Annotated in this window: 16 protein-coding genes; 12 read left to right on the top strand and 4 right to left on the bottom strand. The window is 72.9% G+C overall.

Annotation, left to right across the window (positions count from 1 at the left end):
• The first annotated feature begins 142 nt into the window (after positions 1-142).
• Positions 143-1,417, top strand: a complete 1,275-nt coding sequence (locus FE251_RS12585; RefSeq protein WP_168202734.1) for a YihY/virulence factor BrkB family protein — start codon at positions 143-145, stop codon at positions 1,415-1,417.
• A gap of 16 nt (positions 1,418-1,433) precedes the next feature.
• On the opposite strand, the gene FE251_RS12580 is transcribed toward FE251_RS12585, so the two are convergent.
• From FE251_RS12580 to FE251_RS12565, 4 genes are all read right to left on the bottom strand, one after another.
• Positions 1,434-2,171: a succinate dehydrogenase/fumarate reductase iron-sulfur subunit gene (locus FE251_RS12580; protein ID WP_139071686.1), complete on the bottom strand. Its 738-nt coding sequence runs from the start codon at positions 2,169-2,171 to the stop codon at positions 1,434-1,436.
• Positions 2,168-4,138, bottom strand: a complete 1,971-nt coding sequence (locus FE251_RS12575) for a fumarate reductase/succinate dehydrogenase flavoprotein subunit (RefSeq protein ID WP_139948967.1) — start codon at positions 4,136-4,138, stop codon at positions 2,168-2,170. The genes FE251_RS12580 and FE251_RS12575 overlap by 4 nt, the downstream gene beginning before the upstream one ends.
• Before the next feature lie 22 nt (positions 4,139-4,160).
• Positions 4,161-4,853, bottom strand: coding sequence for a succinate dehydrogenase cytochrome b subunit (locus FE251_RS12570; RefSeq protein WP_230976426.1), 693 nt, complete (start codon positions 4,851-4,853; stop codon positions 4,161-4,163).
• A 62-nt stretch (positions 4,854-4,915) separates the two neighbouring features.
• Entirely contained in the window at positions 4,916-6,802 is a 1,887-nt protein-coding gene (locus FE251_RS12565; protein ID WP_168202733.1) for a DUF222 domain-containing protein, read from the bottom strand.
• Positions 6,803-7,221: 419 nt separating this feature from the next.
• Here FE251_RS12565 and FE251_RS12560 point away from each other — a divergent pair, with 419 nt between their 5' ends.
• From FE251_RS12560 to deoC, 11 genes are all read left to right on the top strand, one after another.
• Positions 7,222-8,316, top strand: coding sequence for a mannose-1-phosphate guanylyltransferase (locus FE251_RS12560; protein ID WP_139071683.1), 1,095 nt, complete (start codon positions 7,222-7,224; stop codon positions 8,314-8,316).
• A gap of 23 nt (positions 8,317-8,339) precedes the next feature.
• Entirely contained in the window at positions 8,340-9,611 is a 1,272-nt protein-coding gene (locus FE251_RS12555; protein ID WP_139948965.1) for an amidohydrolase, read from the top strand.
• Positions 9,612-9,759: 148 nt separating this feature from the next.
• Positions 9,760-10,878, top strand: coding sequence for a BMP family lipoprotein (locus FE251_RS12550; protein ID WP_139948964.1), 1,119 nt, complete (start codon positions 9,760-9,762; stop codon positions 10,876-10,878).
• Between the two features lie 164 nt (positions 10,879-11,042).
• The gene (locus tag FE251_RS12545) at positions 11,043-12,617 is read left to right on the top strand and encodes an ABC transporter ATP-binding protein (RefSeq protein ID WP_139071681.1); all 1,575 of its coding nucleotides are present in this window, start codon (positions 11,043-11,045) and stop codon (positions 12,615-12,617) included.
• Positions 12,614-13,915, top strand: coding sequence for an ABC transporter permease (locus FE251_RS12540; RefSeq protein ID WP_139948963.1), 1,302 nt, complete (start codon positions 12,614-12,616; stop codon positions 13,913-13,915). The genes FE251_RS12545 and FE251_RS12540 overlap by 4 nt, the downstream gene beginning before the upstream one ends.
• On the top strand, positions 13,912-15,186 hold the full coding sequence (locus tag FE251_RS12535; protein ID WP_139948962.1) for an ABC transporter permease: 1,275 nt from the start codon (positions 13,912-13,914) through the stop codon (positions 15,184-15,186). The genes FE251_RS12540 and FE251_RS12535 overlap by 4 nt, the downstream gene beginning before the upstream one ends.
• A 103-nt stretch (positions 15,187-15,289) precedes the next feature.
• On the top strand, positions 15,290-15,688 hold the full coding sequence (locus tag FE251_RS16035) for a cytidine deaminase (RefSeq protein ID WP_139948961.1): 399 nt from the start codon (positions 15,290-15,292) through the stop codon (positions 15,686-15,688).
• A 54-nt stretch (positions 15,689-15,742) separates the two neighbouring features.
• Positions 15,743-17,035 (top strand): thymidine phosphorylase, encoded by a 1,293-nt coding sequence (locus FE251_RS12525; RefSeq protein WP_139948960.1) that lies wholly within the window; start codon positions 15,743-15,745, stop codon positions 17,033-17,035.
• A gap of 1 nt (position 17,036) precedes the next feature.
• Positions 17,037-17,915 (top strand): hypothetical protein, encoded by an 879-nt coding sequence (locus FE251_RS12520; RefSeq protein ID WP_139948959.1) that lies wholly within the window; start codon positions 17,037-17,039, stop codon positions 17,913-17,915.
• 70 nt (positions 17,916-17,985) lie between these two features.
• Positions 17,986-18,189: a hypothetical protein gene (locus FE251_RS12515; RefSeq protein WP_139071676.1), complete on the top strand. Its 204-nt coding sequence runs from the start codon at positions 17,986-17,988 to the stop codon at positions 18,187-18,189.
• Positions 18,190-18,237: 48 nt separating this feature from the next.
• On the top strand, positions 18,238-18,897 hold the full coding sequence (gene deoC, locus FE251_RS12510; protein ID WP_139948958.1) for a deoxyribose-phosphate aldolase: 660 nt from the start codon (positions 18,238-18,240) through the stop codon (positions 18,895-18,897).
• The last annotated feature ends 42 nt before the right edge of the window (positions 18,898-18,939 follow it).

Raw genomic sequence — 18,939 nt, 5'->3', positions numbered from 1 at the left:
CGGCTGGGACGAGGGCGTGCTCATGGTCGGCAGTCTGTCAGAAAAGAACCACAACCGAACAAGACCGACCAGCGGGGAGCCGCCCGACGGACGGCGGCACCGTTCCCCTGCCGCCCCGCCCCGGCGTCCATACGCTGCGGCCATGACCCCCGCGGAACCCAAGAGCCGGCTGGCCGTCCTCAACGACCGGATCCAGGCCCTCACGAGGTGGTGGAGCATGACCCGGCCGGGCCGGGCGCTGGCGCGCTACGGGCGGGCCGCCGGGGGCATGCTCGCCGGGGGGATCACCTACTCGGCGATCTTCTCCATCGCGGCGGCGCTCACGCTGGGCTACACCGCCTTCATGGCCGTGCTCGGCTCGGACACCGAGCTGCGCGACCGCGTGCTGGAGGCGGTGGACAGCGCGCTCCCGGGAGTCATCGACACCCCGACGAGCCGGGGGCTGCTCAACCCGGACGACCTCGTCCTGGACACCGGGCTCACGCCGACGAGCGTCGTCGCCACCGCGGTCCTGCTGTGGACCGCGATCTCGGTCATGGGGGCGCTCAAGCGCTCGATCCGCTCGATGTTCGGCATCGTCGTCCTCCAGGAGAACGCGTTCCTCACCCGCGTGCGCGACCTCCTTGGCTTCCTCACCCTCGCCGTCGCCGTCCTCCTCACCGCGGCGCTGACGATCGCCGCGGGCGCTGCCGGCCAGTGGGTGCTCGACCTCCTGGGGGTGAGCGGCACCGTGGCCCAGCTCGGACTGCGGGCGCTGGGACTGCTCGTCGCGCTCGCCGTCGACGCCGGGGTGTTCGTCCTGCTCTTCCGGGTGCTCGCCGGGGTCCGACCCCCGCGCCGCGACCTGCTTCTCGCCGCGCTCCTCGGCGCCGTGGCCTCCGGCGCCCTGCGCCTGTTCGGCACCTCGCTCGTCGGCAGCGCGGCGAGCAACCCGCTGCTCGCGACGGCCGCCGCGCTCGCCACGCTCCTGCTGTGGGTCAACCTGCTCTCGCGGGTCACCCTGCTCATCGCGGCCTGGACGGCCAACCCGCCGGCCCCGCCCGCGCCCGACCACCCCGACGTCACCCACTTCAGCGAGACGCCGAACTACGTCACGCTCTCCGCGCCGCACACCCTCACCTGGCGCTACGAGGCGATCACCGGGACGGTCGAGGCCGACGCCCCGACGCGCAGGGGCGCCACGGTGACCAACCTCGAGCACGCGGGTGACGAGGGCCGCCGGGTGCTCGCCGAGCTGCGCGCCGAGGAGGAGCGTCGCCGGCGCGCGGAGCACGCGGCGCGTGAGCGGCGCGAGGAGGACGCCGAGGAGGGCGGGCTCGTCGGCCGGGTGCGGCGGTGGCGCCGTCGCCGGGGCCGTGCGGGAGCCCGGCCGGTGGGGGCAGAGCACGAGGGCGCTACCCGCGACTCGCGCGGGTAGCGCCCTCGGTGGCCGGTCAGCCGCGCAGCGCGGTGCGCAGGTCGAAGTTGAGCTGGTTGATGGTGTCGAGCGGGATGCCCTTGGGGCACACCGCGGCGCACTCTCCGATGTTCGTGCAGCCGCCGAAGCCCTCGGCGTCCTGCTGGGCGACCATCGAGACGACCCGGCCCAGGCGCTCCGGCTGACCCTGGGGCAGCTTGCCGAGGTGGGTGACCTTGGCGGCGGTGAACAGCATCGACGAGCCGTTCGGGCAGGCCGCCACGCAGGCGCCGCAGGCGATGCACGCCGCGGCCTCGAAGGCGGCGTCGGCGTCGATCTTCGGGACCGGGGTGGCGTGCGCGTCCGGCGCCGCCCCCGTGTTCGCGGAGATGAACCCGCCGGCCTGGATGATCCGGTCGAAGGCCGAGCGGTCGACGACGAGGTCCTTGATGACCGGGAACGGGTCGGCGCGCCACGGCTCGACGGTGATCGTGTCGCCGTCCTTGAAGGAGCGCATGTGCAGCTGGCAGGTCGTCGTGACCTCCGGGCCGTGCGCGATGCCGTCGATCATGAGACCGCACATGCCGCAGATGCCCTCACGGCAGTCGTGGTCGAATGCCACCGGCTCCTCGCCGCGTGCGATGAGCTGCTCGTTGAGCACGTCGAGCATCTCGAGGAAGGACATGTCCTCGGAGATCCCGTCGAGCGGGTAGTCCACCAGGGTGCCGCGGACCTGCGCGTTGGGCTGGCGCCAGACCTTGAGGGTGATTCTCACTTGTAGCTCCGCTGCTTCATCTCGACGTACTCGTACACGAGGTCCTCCTTGTGGAGCACCGGCGCCTGGCCGTCACCGCCCCACTCCCAGGCCGCGACGTAGGCGAACTCGTCGTCGTGGCGCAGCGCCTCGCCGTCCTCGGTCTGGCTCTCGGCGCGGAAGTGCCCGCCGCAGGACTCGCGACGGTGCAGCGCGTCGATGCACATGAGCTCGCCGAGCTCGATGAAGTCGGCGACCCGGTGGGCCTTCTCCAGCGACTGGTTGAAGTCGTCGGCGGCGCCGAGCACGCGGACCTCGCGCCAGTACTGCTCGCGCAGGGCCCGGATCTTCTCGATGGCCGTCTGCAGGCCCTCGGCGGTGCGCTCCATCCCGCAGTACTCCCACATGATGTGGCCGAGCTCCTTGTGGAAGGAGTCGACCGAGCGGGTGCCGCCGGCGTTCATCAGCCGGTGGATGCGGTCCTCGACGGCGGCCCGGGCCTCCTGGACCGCCGGGTGGTCCTCGGCGACCTTGGGGAACGGGCCGTCGGCGAGGTAGTCGTTGATCGTGTTCGGCAGGACGAAGTAGCCGTCGGCCAGGCCCTGCATGAGCGCCGAGGCGCCCAGGCGGTTGGCGCCGTGGTCGGAGAAGTTCGCCTCACCGGTGACGAAGAGCCCGGGGATCGAGGACTGGAGGTCGTAGTCGACCCACAGGCCACCCATCGTGTAGTGGACGGCGGGGTAGATGCGCATCGGCACCTCGTAGGGGTTCTCCCCGGTGATGCGCTGGTACATGTCGAAGAGGTTGCCGTACTTGGCCTCGACGGCCTTGCGCCCCAGGCGCCCGATGGCCTCGGCGAAGTCGAGGTAGACGCCGCGCCGGACGCCGTCGACGGCCGGGCCGACGCCGCGACCCTCGTCGCACACGTTCTTCGCCTGGCGGGAGGCGATGTCGCGGGGGACGAGGTTGCCGAACGCCGGGTAGATCCGCTCGAGGTAGTAGTCGCGGTCCTGCTCGGGGATGTCGCGCGGGTCCTTGTCGCAGTCCTCGGCGCGCTTGGGCACCCAGATGCGCCCGTCGTTGCGCAGGGACTCGCTCATGAGCGTGAGCTTGGACTGGTAGTCCCCGGACACCGGGATGCACGTCGGGTGGATCTGGGTGTAGCAGGGGTTGCCGAACAGGGCGCCCTTGCGGTGCGCGCGCCAGATCGCAGTCGTGTTGGAGCCCATGGCGTTGGTCGAGAGGTAGAAGACGTTGCCGTACCCGCCGGTGGCGAGGACGACGACGTCGGCGAGGTGCGTCTCGATCTCACCGGTGACCATGTCGCGGACGATGATCCCGCGGGCCTTGCCGTCGACGACGACGAGCTCGAGCATCTCGTGGCGGGTGAACATCTCGACGGTGCCGGCGGCGACCTGGCGCTCGAGGGCCTGGTAGGCGCCGATGAGGAGCTGCTGGCCGGTCTGGCCGCGGGCGTAGAACGTGCGCGAGACCTGGACGCCGCCGAAGGAGCGGTTGTCGAGCAGGCCGCCGTACTCGCGGGCGAAGGGCACGCCCTGGGCGACGCACTGGTCGATGATGTTGGCGCTGACCTCGGCCAGGCGGTAGACGTTGGACTCCCGGGCGCGGAAGTCCCCGCCCTTGACGGTGTCGTAGAACAGCCGGAACACGGAGTCGTTGTCGTTGCGGTAGTTCTTCGCCGCGTTGATGCCGCCCTGCGCGGCGATCGAGTGCGCCCGGCGGGGGGAGTCCTGGTAGCAGAAGGACTTGACGTTGTAGCCGGCCTCGCCGAGCGTCGCGCCCGCCGAGGCGCCGGCCAGGCCGGTCCCGACGATGATGACGCTGATCTTGCGGCGGTTGGCCGGGTTGACGAGGCGGGCGCCGAACTGGCGCTCGCGCCAGCGTCGGTCGACGGGGACGGCCGGCGCCTTGGTGTCGGCGATCGGGGCGCCCTCGCGGTAGAGGCCGTCGATGAGCTGTTCGGTCATGGAAAGCACTACTCCGCAGGGTCTAGACGATGCCGAAGGCGATGGCGAGGGGCGGCAGGAGGAAGCCGACGACGATGACGAGCGAGACCGCGAGCGCGGTCGCCTTGAGCGCCGCCTGGCGGTTGCGGTTGGACCAGCCGAGGGTCTGCACCGCGCTCCACATGCCGTGGCGCAGGTGCATCCCGAGGGCGATCATCGCGACGACGTAGATCGCCACCAGCCACCAGACCTCGAACGCGGCGACGAACCGCTCGTACGGGCTGTCGTAGGACCCGCCGACCTCGATGGTGAGGGTCGTGAACTGGAGGATGTGGAAGACGAGGAAGAGGAGGATCGTCAGACCGCCCCACATCATCGTGCGGGACGAGAGGGTCGAGGCGACCGACTTCTTCACCGCGTACTTCTGCGTACGCGCGGCCCGCTTGCGGCGGGTGAGCTGCGCCGCCGCCCATACGTGCAGCACGAGGCTGACGATGAGGCCCACGCGCATGATCCAGAGGAAGCCCTCGTAGGGGAGCATCGGCTCGCCGAGCACGCGCAGGTGGTGCGCGTAGCCGTCGTAGGCCTCCTGCCCGGAGAGCGCCTTGAGGTTTCCGTACATGTGCGCCAGCACGAAGAGCAGGAAGAGCACCCCGGTGGCGGCCATGACGATCTTGAGAGCGACCGACGTCCGGCGGCCCTTGACCTGCCGCGCCGCAGTTTGAGTGGTGGACACATCAGCATGGTAGTCACAAGTCGGTAGTGGTCCGGACCAAGGGCCCAGACGGGCCGGTGAGTCTAGAACGGTGGTCCGGTGAGGGTCGCCACGGCCGACGTGGCAGAGTCCGGGCGACGCCAGGTGACCCGGCCGTTCTGGTCGCGGTGGTAGCGGTGGCCGCTCGGGGTGGTCCACTCGAAGGTTCCCTGGCCGGTGCGCCGGAGGCGGAACGAGCCGAGGGTCTTGAGGGTGTGGTCGGCGGGGCAGAGGGCGGCGAGGTTGAGCGCGCTCGTCGGTCCCTGCGGGTAGGGGACGACGTGGTCGAGGTCGCAGCCGGCGGCCGGGGTCGAGCAGCCCGGGACGACGCACGTGCGGTCCCGCGCCCGGACGAGCTCGGCGATCGCGGCCGGTGGCCGGTAGCGGGTGCGCCCGACGTCGAGGAGCCGGCCGCTGAGCGGGTCGGTGACGAGGCGCTGCCAGGTACCGCCGCTCAGGGCGAGGGCGCGGGCGACGTCCGGGGTGATCGGGCCGTACCCGTCCAGCTCGGCGACCTCGGCCGGGGTGGGGCCGTCGTCATCGGGGCTCGGCCCCGGGAGGCCGTGGGCGCCGGTGCTCGGGACGAACGACTCGGATCGGGTCGTGCGGGGCGGGTTGTGAGCGGTCCCTGGTGGCCCCGTGCGTTCGGTGCCGAGGTGGGCGGAGCTGTTCCCCGGTGGCTCGGTCAGCCCTTCGGCGAGGTGGTCCGGGCACTCGCCCGGGTTGGCGAGGCCGCCCTGCGCGGTGGTCGGCAGCACGAGGGCCGAGAGCGGGACGGTGACCCGGATCTGGGCACGCCGCCCGCCGATGGTGCCGACCGGCATGCGGAGCATCCGCAGGTAGTCGCTCACCGGTTGGAGGTCCTCGGCGCCGGTAGCGGCATGCGGGGTGCAGGGGACGCCGTCGTCTGCGACTCGCTCCTGTCCGGGCTTCTCGGGCAGACCGATGAACCCCTGGTCCAGCGCGGTGTGGCCGAGGAGGGCGAGCGCGTCGGCGCGGAGCTGGTCGATCGTGCGGGTGTCGCCGCCCGCCTTGGCGCCCCGGGCCGCCGCCTCCAGCGCGAGGTCGAGGCCGGCGGCGTCGGTGGCGGGCAGGACGGCGTAGAGCGCGGCCATGCCGTCGGGGAGCGGGCGCGGGTGGTCGACCCGGCGCGTCTCCCGGGCGGCCCGGTGACGCTGGGTGGCGCGGTGCGGGTCGACGGCGACGAGGGCCCGCTGCACGGCCCGGCTCAGCTGGTTCGCCGTCTGGTGGGGAGCGGCCGGCAGGACCTGGCGCTGGACCTCCCAGGCGACGTCCGCGGGCTGGTCGCCGAGCAGCCGGGCGAGGGTGTCGGCCTTGACGGGGTCGAGGTGACCGAGCCGCAGGGCGTCGGCGGTCTGGTCGAGGGTGTCGCGGAAGAGGGCGGCGTTGCCGACGATGCGGCGGGCGGTGCGGCGGGGGATCCCCAGACGCGGCGCGAGCTCGGCGGCGGCAGCGTCAGCGGCGAACCGACCGCCGGGGAGCGGGTGGTGGGGGTTGATCCCGGGGCGCCGGGTGAGGCGGCCGGTGAGCTCGGTGAGCCGGGCGTGGGCCCAGGAGGCGAGGCGGTGGTACCCGGCGATGACCTCGACGAGGTCGTAGAGGTCGAGCCCGCGCGGGTCGGTCGCCTCGAGGGCGCCGGCCAGCTGTGGACCGGGCGCGACCGTGGCGAGCAAGTCCGCGAGAGCGGCGGCGGACCCGGAGATCCCGTGCGGTCCGGCGGAAGGCGGGGCCTGCGTGAGTCGCACGGCACCGACGGAGTCGGCGTCTCCTGCGAAGGGGTCGGGCCCGAGCGGGTCAGGCGGCAGCGGCGCCAGCTCGGCCGGCCCGTCGTCGTCGACCAGCCAGGGAGGTGGCTCGGCGGGGTCGGCGGGGAGCAGCTCACCGACGGCGATCGGTGCCGGTGCACCCATCCTGCTCACCTCCCTCGGTTCGCCGCCGATCATCTGATCGACCTGACTTCACGCTATCGGCGACCACTGACATCGGGGCCGCAGGCCGTGGACACCGCCCGGGCGCTGCCGTGCGCTCGGCGGTTCCCACCGCGCGCCGCACCGCAGGAGACATGACCACCCGCCTCACCCGCATCACCGCCCTCACCATGGCCGCCGCCCTGCTCGTCACCGGCTAGCTGAACGCCTACGAGACGGGGCCGGCCCACAACTCCTCGCTCGCCCCCGGAGGCCGGCGCCCACACCCGCCGCGAGGTCGCACATTCCCGCAGCGGTCGCCGGAAACATCGGAGGACCTGGGATCGAGATGTGCGACCTCGGCGCGCGCGGGGGGCGGACGGGACGGGCGCCGCCTCCCACCCCCTGTCTAGGCTGCCCGCATGACGCCGAGCCAGATCCCCGGGTTCCACGCCGTCGTCCCGGCCGGAGGGGCCGGGACCCGGTTGTGGCCGCTGTCCCGCCGCGCCCACCCCAAGTTCCTCCTCGACCTCACCGGCAGCGGGCGCACCCTCCTCCAGGGGACGTGGGACCGCCTCGCGCCGCTCGCCGAGGGCGTCGTGGTCGTCACGGGCGAGGCCCACGCGGCGGAGGTGGGGACCCAGCTGCCCGCGCTGCCGCCCGCGAACCTCCTCACCGAGCCGTCGGGCCGCGACTCGATGGCCGCGATCGGGCTCGCCGCGGCCCTCCTGCGCGAACGCCACGGCGACGTCGTCCTCGGCTCGTTCGCCGCCGACCACGTCGTGCGCCGCCCCGACGCCTTCGCCGCCGCCGTGCGCGAGGCGGTCGCCGCGGCCCGCGCGGGCTACGTCGTCACCGTCGGCGTCGCCGCCGACCACCCCTCGACCGCGTTCGGCTACATCGAGGAGGGAGACCCGCTCGCCCTCGACGGCGCCCCCACGGCTCGGCACGTCGCCCGCTTCGTCGAGAAGCCCGACGCCGCGACGGCCGCCGAGTACCTCGCCACCGGTCGCTACCGGTGGAACGCCGGCATGTTCGTCGTGCGCGCCCAGGTGCTCCTCGACCACCTCGCCCGGCTCCAGCCGCCGCTGCACGACGGTCTCCTCGCCATCGCCCGCGCCTGGGACACCCCCGGGCGGCAGGAGGTGCTCGCCCGTGAGTGGCCGCGCCTCACCCGCATCGCCATCGACCACGCCGTCGCCGAGCCCGTCGCCGCCGACGGCGGGGTCGCCGTCGTGCCCGCCGACCTCGGCTGGGACGACGTCGGCGACTGGCGCTCCCTCGCCGGGCTGCTGCCCGCGGGGGAGGGGAGCGTGCGCACCCTCGGCGACGCCGGCCTCACCCTCGCCCTCGACAGCCCCGGCGCCCTCGTCGTGCCGGGCGACCGGCGCGTCGCCGTCCTCGGCCTCCCCGGCGCCGTCGTCGTCGACACGCCCGACGCCCTCCTCGTGACGACGGCGGACCACGCGCAGCGGGTCAAGGAGATCGTGGACCGGCTGCCCGAGGCGCTGCGCTGAGGAACCGCGCTAGGGTCGCGAGGGTGAACGACGTCCCTCCGGTCGACCGTCTCCTCCAGCTCGCCGACGAGCTCGACGACGAGCTCGTCGCCCTCCGCCGGCAGATCCACTCCAACCCCGAGCTCGGGTGGATGGAGCGCGAGACCACCGACCTGCTCGCCGACCGCCTCAGAGCCGCCGGGCTCTCCCCGCGCCGCCTCACGAGTACCGGGCTCGTGTGCGACATCGGACCCGACCCGCGGGCGCGGGGCCGACGGCGCATCGGCCTGCGCGGCGACATCGACGCCCTCCCGGTCACCGAGACCACCGGGCTGCCCTTCCGCTCGCGCAACAAGGGCCTGTCCCACGCCTGCGGCCACGACGTGCACGCCAGCGCCGTCCTCGGCGCGGGGCTCGTCCTCGCCCGGCTGGCCGAGGAGGACCTGCTGCCCGTCGGTGTCCGCCTCATCCTCCAGCCCGCCGAGGAGGTCCAGCCCAGCGGCGCCAAGTCGCTCCTCGACGCCGGGGTTCTCGACGGCGTCGAGCAGATGTACGCCGTGCACTGCGCGCCCAAGCTCGAGGTGGGCCGGATCGGCTCGCGCATCGGCCCGATCACCGCGGCGTCGGACAACGTGACGATCACCGTCCGCTCGAACGGCGGGCACACCTCCCGGCCGCACCTCACCGGCGACGTCGTCTACGCGCTCGGCCACATCATCACCCAGCTGCCCGCGGTCCTCGACCGCCGCCTCGACCCGCGCTCGGGCGCCAACCTCACGTGGGGCGCCGTCAACGCCGGGCGGGCACCCAACACCATCCCCGCGAGCGGGACGGTCACCGGGACGCTGCGCTCCCTGGACGTCGAGACGTGGGAGCGCGCCGGCGCGCTCGTCGACGACGTCGTCCACGAGCTGCTCGCGCCCTACGGCGTGGAGGTGGACCTCAAGCACATCCGCGGCATGCCCCCGGTCGTCAACGACGAGCAGTGCGTGCGCATGCTCGACGGAGCCGCCCGCGAGGTCGTCTCGAGCGAGGCGGTCGTCCTCACCGAGCAGTCCCTCGGCGGGGAGGACTTCGCCTGGTACCTGTCCCGGGTGCCCGGTGCCATGGTGCGCCTGGGCACGCGGACGCCGGGCGCCCCGGCGTACGACCTCCACCAGGGCGACCTCGTCGTCGACGAGCGCGCCATCGGGATCGGGATGCGCGTTCTCGCCCGAACGGCGCAGCTCGCAGGCTACGAACCGCGGGTCACCGCGCCGACGCGTGGGGGCCGTGTGCGCCCCGGTCGCGGGGGCGCTCCCGTGCGCGCCCGATAGCAACGTTTCTGTAACAGAACACCCCGTAGTCTCACCATGCGGCGGTTCTCACATTCCAGAGGCTTAAAGTCAGCAAGACACAGCCGATTGGTTCGGTGAACGCCCCCATCGTTCCGCCGGACCACCGGCCTAACCTCCAGGAGTAAGCGTGAAGAAGAGCATCTACGCGACGGCTCTGGCCGCCGTGGCGACGCTGACGCTCGCCGCATGTGGCGACGCGCCGGACGACACCACCGAGCCGGGCGGCGAAGAGACCACCGCCGCGGAGACCGAGACCGAGGTTGCCGGCGACGGCGCCAGCGACTTCCTTGCCTGCCTCATCTCCGACCAGGGCGGCTGGGACGACCAGTCGTTCAACCAGTCGGCCATGGAGGGCGCCGTGCGCGCCGAGGCCGAGCTCGGCATCCAGATGAACAACGCCGAGTCCCAGAGCGACGCCGACTTCGGCCCGAACGTCGACGCCATGGTGCAGCAGGGCTGCGACATCACCATCGGTGTCGGCTTCCTCCTCGAGGACCCGATCCAGGGCGCTGCCGAGGGCAACGCCGACCTCGCCTTCGGTCTCGTCGACGCGACCTTCTCCGAGGGTGACCCGCCCGCGCCGGTCGAGCTCGACAACGCCAAGCCGATCATCTTCAACACCGCCGAGGCGGCCTACCTCGGTGGCTACCTCGCCGCGGGCATGACCCAGACCGGCACCGTCGCCACCTTCGGTGGCCTGCCGATCCCGTCGGTGAGCATCTTCATGGACGGCTTCGTCGACGGCGTCGCGAAGTACAACGAGGACAACGGCACCGACGTCCAGGTCCTCGGCTGGGACAAGGAGGCGCAGGACGGCACGTTCTCCGGCGGCTTCGAGGACCAGGGCCAGGGCCAGGCGCTCACCGAGCAGTTCATCGCCCAGGGCGCGGACATCATCATGCCGGTCGCGGGCCCCGTGGGCCTCGGCGCGGCCGCTGCCGCCGAGAACGCCGGCAACGTGTGGATCGTCGGCGTGGACTCCGACTGGACCCAGTCGACCGACTACGGCGACATCACCCTCGCCTCGGTCGTCAAGGAGATCGGCGCGGGCGTCTTCGAGACCATCAAGGAGGCCTCGGAGGGCACCTTCTCCGGCACCCCCTACGTCGGTGACCTCGAGAACGGTGGCGTGAGCCTGGCCCTCGGCAGCGCCGAGGTGCCCCAGGAGCTCCAGGACCAGATCACCGCGATCCAGGAGCAGATCATCTCCGGCGAGATCACGGTCGAGACCGTCAACGCTCCCTGATCCTCATGTGACGTCGTGACGGCCCGGCCGCCATCCCATGGTGGCCGGGCCGTCATCAGTCCGGGCGCTGTCGCCCCCGTGCGTGCCGCGCCCACCTTCCTTCCCGGACCCCCGGTCCACCGCACGGCCGCCACCGCGGCCACCTACACCCTTGGAGCAGCCCAGTGAAGCTCGAGCTTCGCGGCATCACCAAGCGCTTCGGTCCGCTCGTCGCCAACGACTCCATCGACCTGGTCGTCGAGCCCGGCGAGATCCACGCCCTCCTCGGTGAGAACGGAGCCGGCAAGAGCACCCTGATGAACGTGCTCTACGGCCTCTACGAGCCCGACGAGGGGCAGATCCTCCTCGACGGCGAGCCCGTGACGTTCAACGGCCCCGGCGACGCCGTCGCCGCCGGCATCGGCATGGTGCACCAGCACTTCATGCTCGTCCCGGTCTTCACCGTCGCGGAGTCCGTCGCGCTCGGCTACGAGCCGGCCGGACCCCTCGGTGTCATCGACCGCCGCGCCGCCCGCAAGCGGGTCAAGGAGATCTCCGACCGCTTCGGCTTCAACCTCGACCCCGACGCCGTCATCGAGGACCTGCCCGTCGGCGCCCAGCAGCGCGTGGAGATCATCAAGGCGCTCTCCCGCGAGGCCAAGGTGCTCATCCTCGACGAGCCGACCGCCGTGCTCACCCCGCAGGAGACCGACGAGCTCATCGCGATCATGCGTCAGCTCAAGGCCGAGGGCACGTCCATCGTCTTCATCACGCACAAGCTGCGCGAGGTCCGCGCGATCGCGGACTCGATCACCGTCATCCGGCGCGGCAAGGTCGTCGGCGAGGCGAGCCCCACGTCCTCCGAGACCGAGCTCGCCTCCCTCATGGTGGGCCGCAGCGTGAGCATGGCCGTCGACAAGGCGCCCGCGGAGCCGGGCGAGGAGGAGCTCGTCATCTCCGACCTCACCGTGCTCGACGCCAAGGGCAGCGCGGCGGTCGACCGGGTCGACCTCACCGTGCGACGCGGCGAGATCGTCGTCATCGCCGGTGTCCAGGGCAACGGTCAGACCGAGCTCACCGAGACGATCCTCGGGCTCACCGACCCGCTGAGCGGCTCCATCCGCATCGCCGGCCGCGAGATGGTCGGCCAGCCGGTCAAGGAGCGCCTGCGCGCCGGGCTCGGCTTCGTCCCCGAGGACCGCTCGACGAGCGGTGTCATCTCGAGCTTCTCGGTCGCCGAGAACTTCGTCCTCGACCTGTACGACACGCGGCCCTTCGCCCGCTTCGGCACCGTGCTGCCGAGCGTCGTCGACGCGAACGCCCGCCGGCGCTCGCAGGAGTTCGACGTGCGTCTCACTGACGTGCAGGACCCGATCTCCACCCTGTCCGGAGGCAACCAGCAGAAGGTCGTCGTGGCCCGGGAGATGTCCCGCCCGCTGCGCGTCCTCGTCGCCTCCCAGCCGACGCGCGGCGTCGACGTCGGGTCGATCGAGTTCATCCACGAGCGGCTCGTCGTCGAGCGGGACAACGGCACCGCCGTCCTCCTCGTGTCGAGCGAGCTCGACGAGGTGATGGCCCTGGCCGACCGGATCGCGGTGATGTACCGCGGACGCGTCGTCGGCATCGTCCCGGGGGACACGGAGCGCGACGTCCTCGGCCTCATGATGGCCGGCGTCCCGCTCGAGGAGGCCCGCGCCCAGTCCGCGGAGCACCGCACGGCCCTGGCCGCCGCGGACGTCATGAGTGAGGAGAAGCTGTGAGCGAGGACCAGGTCCCCCGCCGCGAGGAGCACCCGGGCGACGTCGTCGCCCAGGCCGAGGAGTCCCCCTCGGCCCGTGAGCAGGCCGCCGGGCAGCGGCCCCCGAGCCGGAGCTCGCAGTTCGCCCGCGAGATCCTCTCCGGCAGCTGGCTCGTCACCGTCCTGGCGATCGTCATCGCCCTGGCGCTGAGCGCGATCCTCATCGCCGCCGCCGACACCCGGGTCCAGGAGGCCGCGAGCTACTTCTTCACCCGGCCCGGAGACCTCCTCTCGGCCGCGTGGGACGCCATCGCCTCCGCGTACAACGCCCTGTTCCGCGGCGCGATCTTCGACTACCGGGCGGAGACCTTCACCCGGGCGATCCGGCCGCTCACCGAGACCCTCGTGTTCTCCGTGCCGCTCGTGTTCACCGGTCTGGGCATCGCCGTCGCCTTCCGCGCCGGCATGTTCAACATCGGTGGCCAGGGCCAGATCATCCTCGGCGCCGTCGCCGGTGGCTGGGTCGGCTTCGCGCTCGACCTGCCGATCGTCCTGCACATCATCCTCGCGGTGATCGCCGCGATGCTCGGCGGCGCGATCTACGGCGGCATCGCCGGTGTCCTCAAGGCCCGGACCGGTGCCAACGAGGTGATCGTCACGATCATGCTCAACAACATCGCCGTGTACTTCATCGGCTGGCTGCTCACCCAGCCCGCCTTCCAGCAGGGCGGGTCCGCCCTGCCCCGCTCGCCCTACGTGCGCGACACCTCGCTCTACGGGCTCATCCTCGGCGAGGGCTTCCGCCTCCACTTCGGCTTCATCGTCATGATCGCGGTCACCGCGCTCGTGTGGTGGCTCGTGGAGCGCTCGACGTTCGGCTTCGAGCTGCGCGCCGTCGGCGCCAACATCGACGCCGCCCGCAACTCGGGCGTCTCGGTGAACAAGGTGATGATCCTCGCGATGCTCATCGCCGGCGCGCTCTCCGGCCTCGGTGGCTCGGCGCAGGTGCTCGGCACCGAGCAGCTCCTCACGTCGGGCGTCGCCGCGACCTACGGCTTCGACGCGATCACCGTCGCCCTGCTCGGCCGCTCCCGCCCGTGGGGCACCCTGGCGGCCGGCCTGCTCTTCGGCGCCCTCAAGGCCGGTGGGTTCCTCATGCAGTCGACCACCGACACCCCCATCGACATCATCCTCGTCGTGCAGTCGATCATCGTGCTCCTCATCGCTGCACCCCCACTCGTCCGCGCGATCTTCCGCCTGCCGGCTCCCGACCGGCCCCGGCGCAGGTCGGCGCTCGTCGCGAAGGAGGCTGCGGCATGAGCACCGCCACCATGCCCGCCGAGAAGACGCCCGTGATCGTCCCGCCCGTCAAGTGGCGCGCGCCCGGGATCATGATCGCCTTCACCCTCGTCTCCCTGTTCGGGTTCGTCCTGTTCACCGAGTCCGAGGAGACGACGACCTTCCGCACCGCCACCGGCGGGGAGGTCACCGAGCTGCCCAACACCATCGTCCCGACGGTGCCGGCGCTGTGGGTGCTCACCCTCGTCATGGCCGCGGTGGCCGCCTACGCCGCGTTCCGCGCCGTCCGGCGTGAGCCGGCCGGGTGGTGGCCGCCGTCGGTCTTCGGCGCGGCCTTCGTCCTCGCCTTCCTCACCTGGGCCGGGGCCGGCGGGACCATCCCGCTGACCTCCCTCCTCATCGGTGGGCTCGCCCTGTCGGTGCCGCTCGTCTTCGGCGCCCTCTCCGGCGTCATGTGCGAGCGCTCCGGCGTCGTCAACATCGCGATCGAGGGCCAGCTGCTCGCCGGTGCGTTCCTCTCCGCGATCGTCGCCTCGCTGGCCGGCAACCCGTACGTCGGCGTCATCGCCGCACCGATCGCCGGTGCGCTCGTCGGCGTCCTGCTCGTGTTCTTCAGCGTGAAGTACTGGGTCGACCAGATCATCGTCGGTGTCGTGCTCAACGTCCTCGTGCTCGGCCTGACGACGTTCTTCTTCTCCACCGTCCTCAGCGACAACCCGGACCTCAACCAGCGCTTCCGGCTGCCGACGCTCCCGGTGCCGATCCTCTCGGACATCCCGATCATCGGCCCGGTGCTCTTCAACCAGAACATCCTCGTGTACCTCATGTACGCGGCGATCATCGCGCTGCAGTTCTTCCTGTTCCGCAGCCGCTGGGGCCTGCGGGTGCGCGCCGTCGGCGAGCACCCCAAGGCCGCGGACACCGTCGGCATCAACGTCATCCGCACCCGGTGGGTCACCCCGATCCTCGGCAGCGCCCTCGCCGGCCTCGGCGGTGCGTTCTTCACCCTGGGCTCGGGCCTGGCGTTCGGCCGGGACATGTCCGCCGGCAACGGCTTCATCGCCCTCGCGGCGATGATCCTCGGCCGGTGGAACCCGATCGGGGCCGTCGCCGCAGCGCTCCTGTTCGGGCTGTCGCGTAACCTCGCCAACATGCTGAGCACGATGGGTGGCGCGGGCATCCCCGGGGAGTTCCTCCTCATGCTGCCCTACGTCATCACCATCTTCGCCGTCGCCGGCCTCGTCGGGCGGGTCCGCCCGCCGGCCGCGGAGAACAAGCCCTACATCAAGTAGCCGGTCGGCCCCGGCCCCCTCGGGGGCCGGGGCCACCGACGTCCTCCCGCCAGCGGCCCACCTCACGCCACGGCGGGAGGCCACCGACCAGGAGGAGAGCGACATGATCGACGACACGACGTGGGACCGGCTGCGCGAGCTCGCCCGGGGGATGCTGCCCCGCGCCTACGTCCCCTACTCCCGCTACCCGGTCGGTGCCGCCGCGCTCGTCGACGACGGCCGCACGGTCACCGGCTGCAACGTCGAGAACGCCTCCTACGGGCTGGCCCTGTGCGCCGAGTGCGGCCTCGTCTCCGAGCTGCACGCCACCGGCGGGGGCCGCCTCGTCGCCTTCACCTGCGTCGACGGCGACGGCACCGTGATCATCCCGTGCGGCCGCTGCCGCCAGCTGCTGTGGGAGCACGGTGGGCCCGAGCTGCTCGTCGACATGCCCTCCGGCATCCAGCCGATGACCGCGGTGCTCCCCGAGGCGTTCGGCCCCGGGCACCTGGCGGGCCGCTGACGTGGCGGGCCCTTCCTCCCAGCGCTCGGTCGTTCTCGCCCCTAGGGTTGGGTCATGACCGAAGCCTTCGACGTCGTCGACATCATCCGGACCAAGCGTGACGGCGGCACCCTCTCCGTCGCAGAGATCGACTGGGTGGTGGACGCCTACACCCGCGGCGTCGTCGCCGACGAGCAGATGTCCGCCCTCGCCATGGCGATCTTCCTGCGCGGGATGGACCGCGGGGAGATCGCCCGCTGGACCGCCGCGATGATCGCCTCTGGCGAGCGGATGGACTTCTCCGGCCTCAGCCGGCCCACCGCCGACAAGCACTCGACCGGGGGAGTGGGCGACAAGATCACCCTGCCCCTCGCCCCGCTCGTCGCCGTCTTCGACGTCGCCGTGCCCCAGCTGTCCGGGCGCGGTCTGGGCCACACCGGCGGCACCCTCGACAAGCTCGAGGCGATCCCCGGCTGGCGTGCGGACCTCGACAACGACGCCATCCTGCGCCAGCTCGAGGACATCGGCGCGGTCATCTGCGCCGCCGGCACCGGCCTGGCCCCGGCGGACAAGAAGCTCTACGCGCTGCGCGACACCACCGGCACCGTCGAGGCCATCCCGCTCATCGCCTCCTCGATCATGAGCAAGAAGATCGCCGAGGGCACCGGCTCGCTCGTCCTGGACGTCAAGGTCGGCTCGGGCGCGTTCATGAAGGACATCGACGCCGCCCGCGAGCTCGCCCGCACGATGGTCGCCCTCGGCACCGACGCGGGCGTGCGCACCACCGCCCTGCTCACCGACATGTCCACCCCGCTCGGCCTCACCGCCGGCAACGGCCTGGAGGTCCGCGAGTCGGTCGAGGTACTCGCCGGTGGCGGTCCCGCCGACGTCGTCGAGCTCACCGTGGCCCTCGCCCGGGAGATGCTCGACGCCGCCGGTCGCACCGACGCCGACCCGCGCGCCGCGCTCGCCGACGGCCGCGCGATGGACGTGTGGCGCCGGATGATCAGCGCCCAGGGCGGCGACCCGGACGCCCCGCTGCCCACCGCCAAGGAGACCGAGACGATCACGGCGCAGGAGGACGGCGTGCTCACGCGCCTGGACGCCTACGCCGTCGGCGTGTGCGCGTGGCGCCTGGGCGCCGGCCGCGCCCGCCAGGGCGACGCCGTCCAGGCCGCAGCGGGCGTCGAGCTGCACGCGAAGCCGGGCGACCGGGTGACCGCGGGCCAGCCCCTGCTCACCATGCACACCGACACCCCCGAGCGCTTCGACCGCGCCCGTCAGGCCCTGGAGGGCGGCATCGACATCGGTGCCTCCGACGAGGGCGTCCGGGCCGGTGAGGTCGTCCTCGAGAAGATCGCTGGCTGAGGTGGCCGAGTCCCACTGGCACCGCTGGCAGCTCACCGCGCCCCTCGCGGCGCTGAGCCGTCCGGTCCGGGCGGCTGCCGGACCTGCGGCGCCGGTCGTCCCGACGGGTCCGGCCGCCGCGGCGGGCGGGCACGTGCCGGTGGCCGGCACCGTGGGGCCGAGCGCCGCGAGCGGTGGGACCGAGAGTCCGGCCGGCACCTCGCGGCCGCGCGCCGCAGCCGCGGGGGGCCTGCCCGTCCTCCTCGGTGACGCGCGCGCCCGGCAGGTGGACGGGTCGACGTGCGGCTCGGCCGTGCTCGTCATGCTCGCCGCCACCGGCGACCCCGCCCTGGCCCGTTGGCTCGAGACCGGCCGGCTGCCGGCCGGTCCCCGCCCGCCCGAGGTCCCCGCGCAGGACGTCCGCGGCGGCGCGGGCGAACGGTTCGCGGCCGCGCAGCGTCAGGTCAAGGCGGCCACCGCACGCCGGGCGCTGGGCCCGCTGCCCTGGCCCGCCTCGCTCGGCACCCCGCCCTGGACGGCCGCCCGGGAGGCCCGCTTCCCCGGCGTGCGGTACCGCGTACGGCCCGTCAGCGACTCCTCCCCGGAGGCCGCGGACGTCCTCGGCCTCGTCGAGGCCGCCAACCGGCGGGGCATCCCGGTGCCCGTCTACGTCGGCGGCGACGTGCGCGGCGGGCTCTCCCACGCCGTCCCGCGCCACGTCGTCCTCGCCGTGCCCCCGCCGCCCGGGGCGGCCCTGCCCGGCACCCTGCAGGTCTACGAGCCCGCGGAGGGCTCGGTGCACACCGTGCCGGTGAGTGATCTCCTCGGCCGCACGGGCCCGCACCCCGCGCTCGGCGGGTGGACCCACGTCACCGCCGTGCTCCTTCCCGTCCCGGCCTGAGCCTCGCTGCGGGCGGCCGCGCGACGGGCCACACTGGACACCCGACAGCACCGACCGAGGAAGGGTGACGATGAGCATCTCCCCGAACACCGACGCCGACCTGCCCCAGGACCCCGAGGAGGCCGTCGCGGCTCTGGACCCCGCCACCGGCGAGGACTACGACCCGCCGGAGGTCGTCGACCCCGACCGGGAGGCGAGCGTCGCCGACCAGGTCGAGCAGGCCACCGAGGTCCCCGAGCCCGACGAGCCGGAGGATGACGGGGACGGCGTCTGACGGCCGATAGGCTCGGACCACCGACACCCCGCCCCCCAGGAGGAAGCCATGACCCCGCGCGCCGCCGTCGCCCAGCTGATCGACCACACCCTGCTCAAGCCCGAGGCGACCCACGACCAGGTGGCCGCGCTGGTCGCCGAGGCCAAGGAGCTCGGCGTCCTCGCCGTGTGCGTCTCGCCCTCGCACCTCCCGCTGGAGGACGCCGAGGGCGTCGTCGTCGCCACGGTGTGCGGCTTCCCCTCCGGCGCCCACCACAGCGAGGTCAAGGCTGCCGAGGCGGCCCGGTGCGTCGCCGACGGCGCCGCCGAGGTCGACATGGTCATCAACCTCGCCGCCGCCTACGAGGGCGACTGGGCGCGTGTCGAGGCCGACATCGCGGCCGTCCGCGCCGCCGCCCCGGCCCCGACCGTCCTCAAGGTCATCATCGAGTCCGCGGCCCTGGACGACGAGCAGATCGTCGCCGCCTGCCGCGCCGCCGAGGCCGCGGGGGCGGACTTCGTCAAGACCTCGACCGGCTTCCACCCCGCGGGCGGGGCGAGCGTCCACGCCGTGGAGCTCATGGCCCGTACCGTCGGTGGCCGGCTGGGCGTCAAGGCCTCCGGCGGCATCCGCGACGCGGCCGCCGCGCAGGCGATGATCGACGCCGGCGCCACCCGCCTGGGCCTGTCCGCCTCGGCCGCCGTGCTCGACGGCTTCCCCGAGGCCTGAGCCCTCAGTACGTAGAAGCGCCAGGACACGCAGCAGCGCCCG

This window comes from Georgenia wutianyii, assembly GCF_006349365.1.
Lineage (GTDB): Bacteria > Actinomycetota > Actinomycetes > Actinomycetales > Actinomycetaceae > Oceanitalea > Oceanitalea wutianyii.
This window is presented reverse-complemented; position numbering and strand designations above follow the sequence as displayed.

Coding starts and splice junctions, on each gene's coding strand:
- FE251_RS12585 (WP_168202734.1), top strand. CDS start 143: ATGACCCCCGCGGAACCCAAGAGCCGGCTGGCCGTCCTCAACGACCGG.
- FE251_RS12575 (WP_139948967.1), bottom strand. CDS start 4,138: ATGACCGAACAGCTCATCGACGGCCTCTACCGCGAGGGCGCCCCGATC.
- FE251_RS12565 (WP_168202733.1), bottom strand. CDS start 6,802: ATGGGTGCACCGGCACCGATCGCCGTCGGTGAGCTGCTCCCCGCCGAC.
- FE251_RS12560 (WP_139071683.1), top strand. CDS start 7,222: ATGACGCCGAGCCAGATCCCCGGGTTCCACGCCGTCGTCCCGGCCGGA.
- FE251_RS12535 (WP_139948962.1), top strand. CDS start 13,912: ATGAGCACCGCCACCATGCCCGCCGAGAAGACGCCCGTGATCGTCCCG.
- FE251_RS16035 (WP_139948961.1), top strand. CDS start 15,290: ATGATCGACGACACGACGTGGGACCGGCTGCGCGAGCTCGCCCGGGGG.
- FE251_RS12525 (WP_139948960.1), top strand. CDS start 15,743: ATGACCGAAGCCTTCGACGTCGTCGACATCATCCGGACCAAGCGTGAC.
- FE251_RS12515 (WP_139071676.1), top strand. CDS start 17,986: ATGAGCATCTCCCCGAACACCGACGCCGACCTGCCCCAGGACCCCGAG.
- deoC (WP_139948958.1), top strand. CDS start 18,238: ATGACCCCGCGCGCCGCCGTCGCCCAGCTGATCGACCACACCCTGCTC.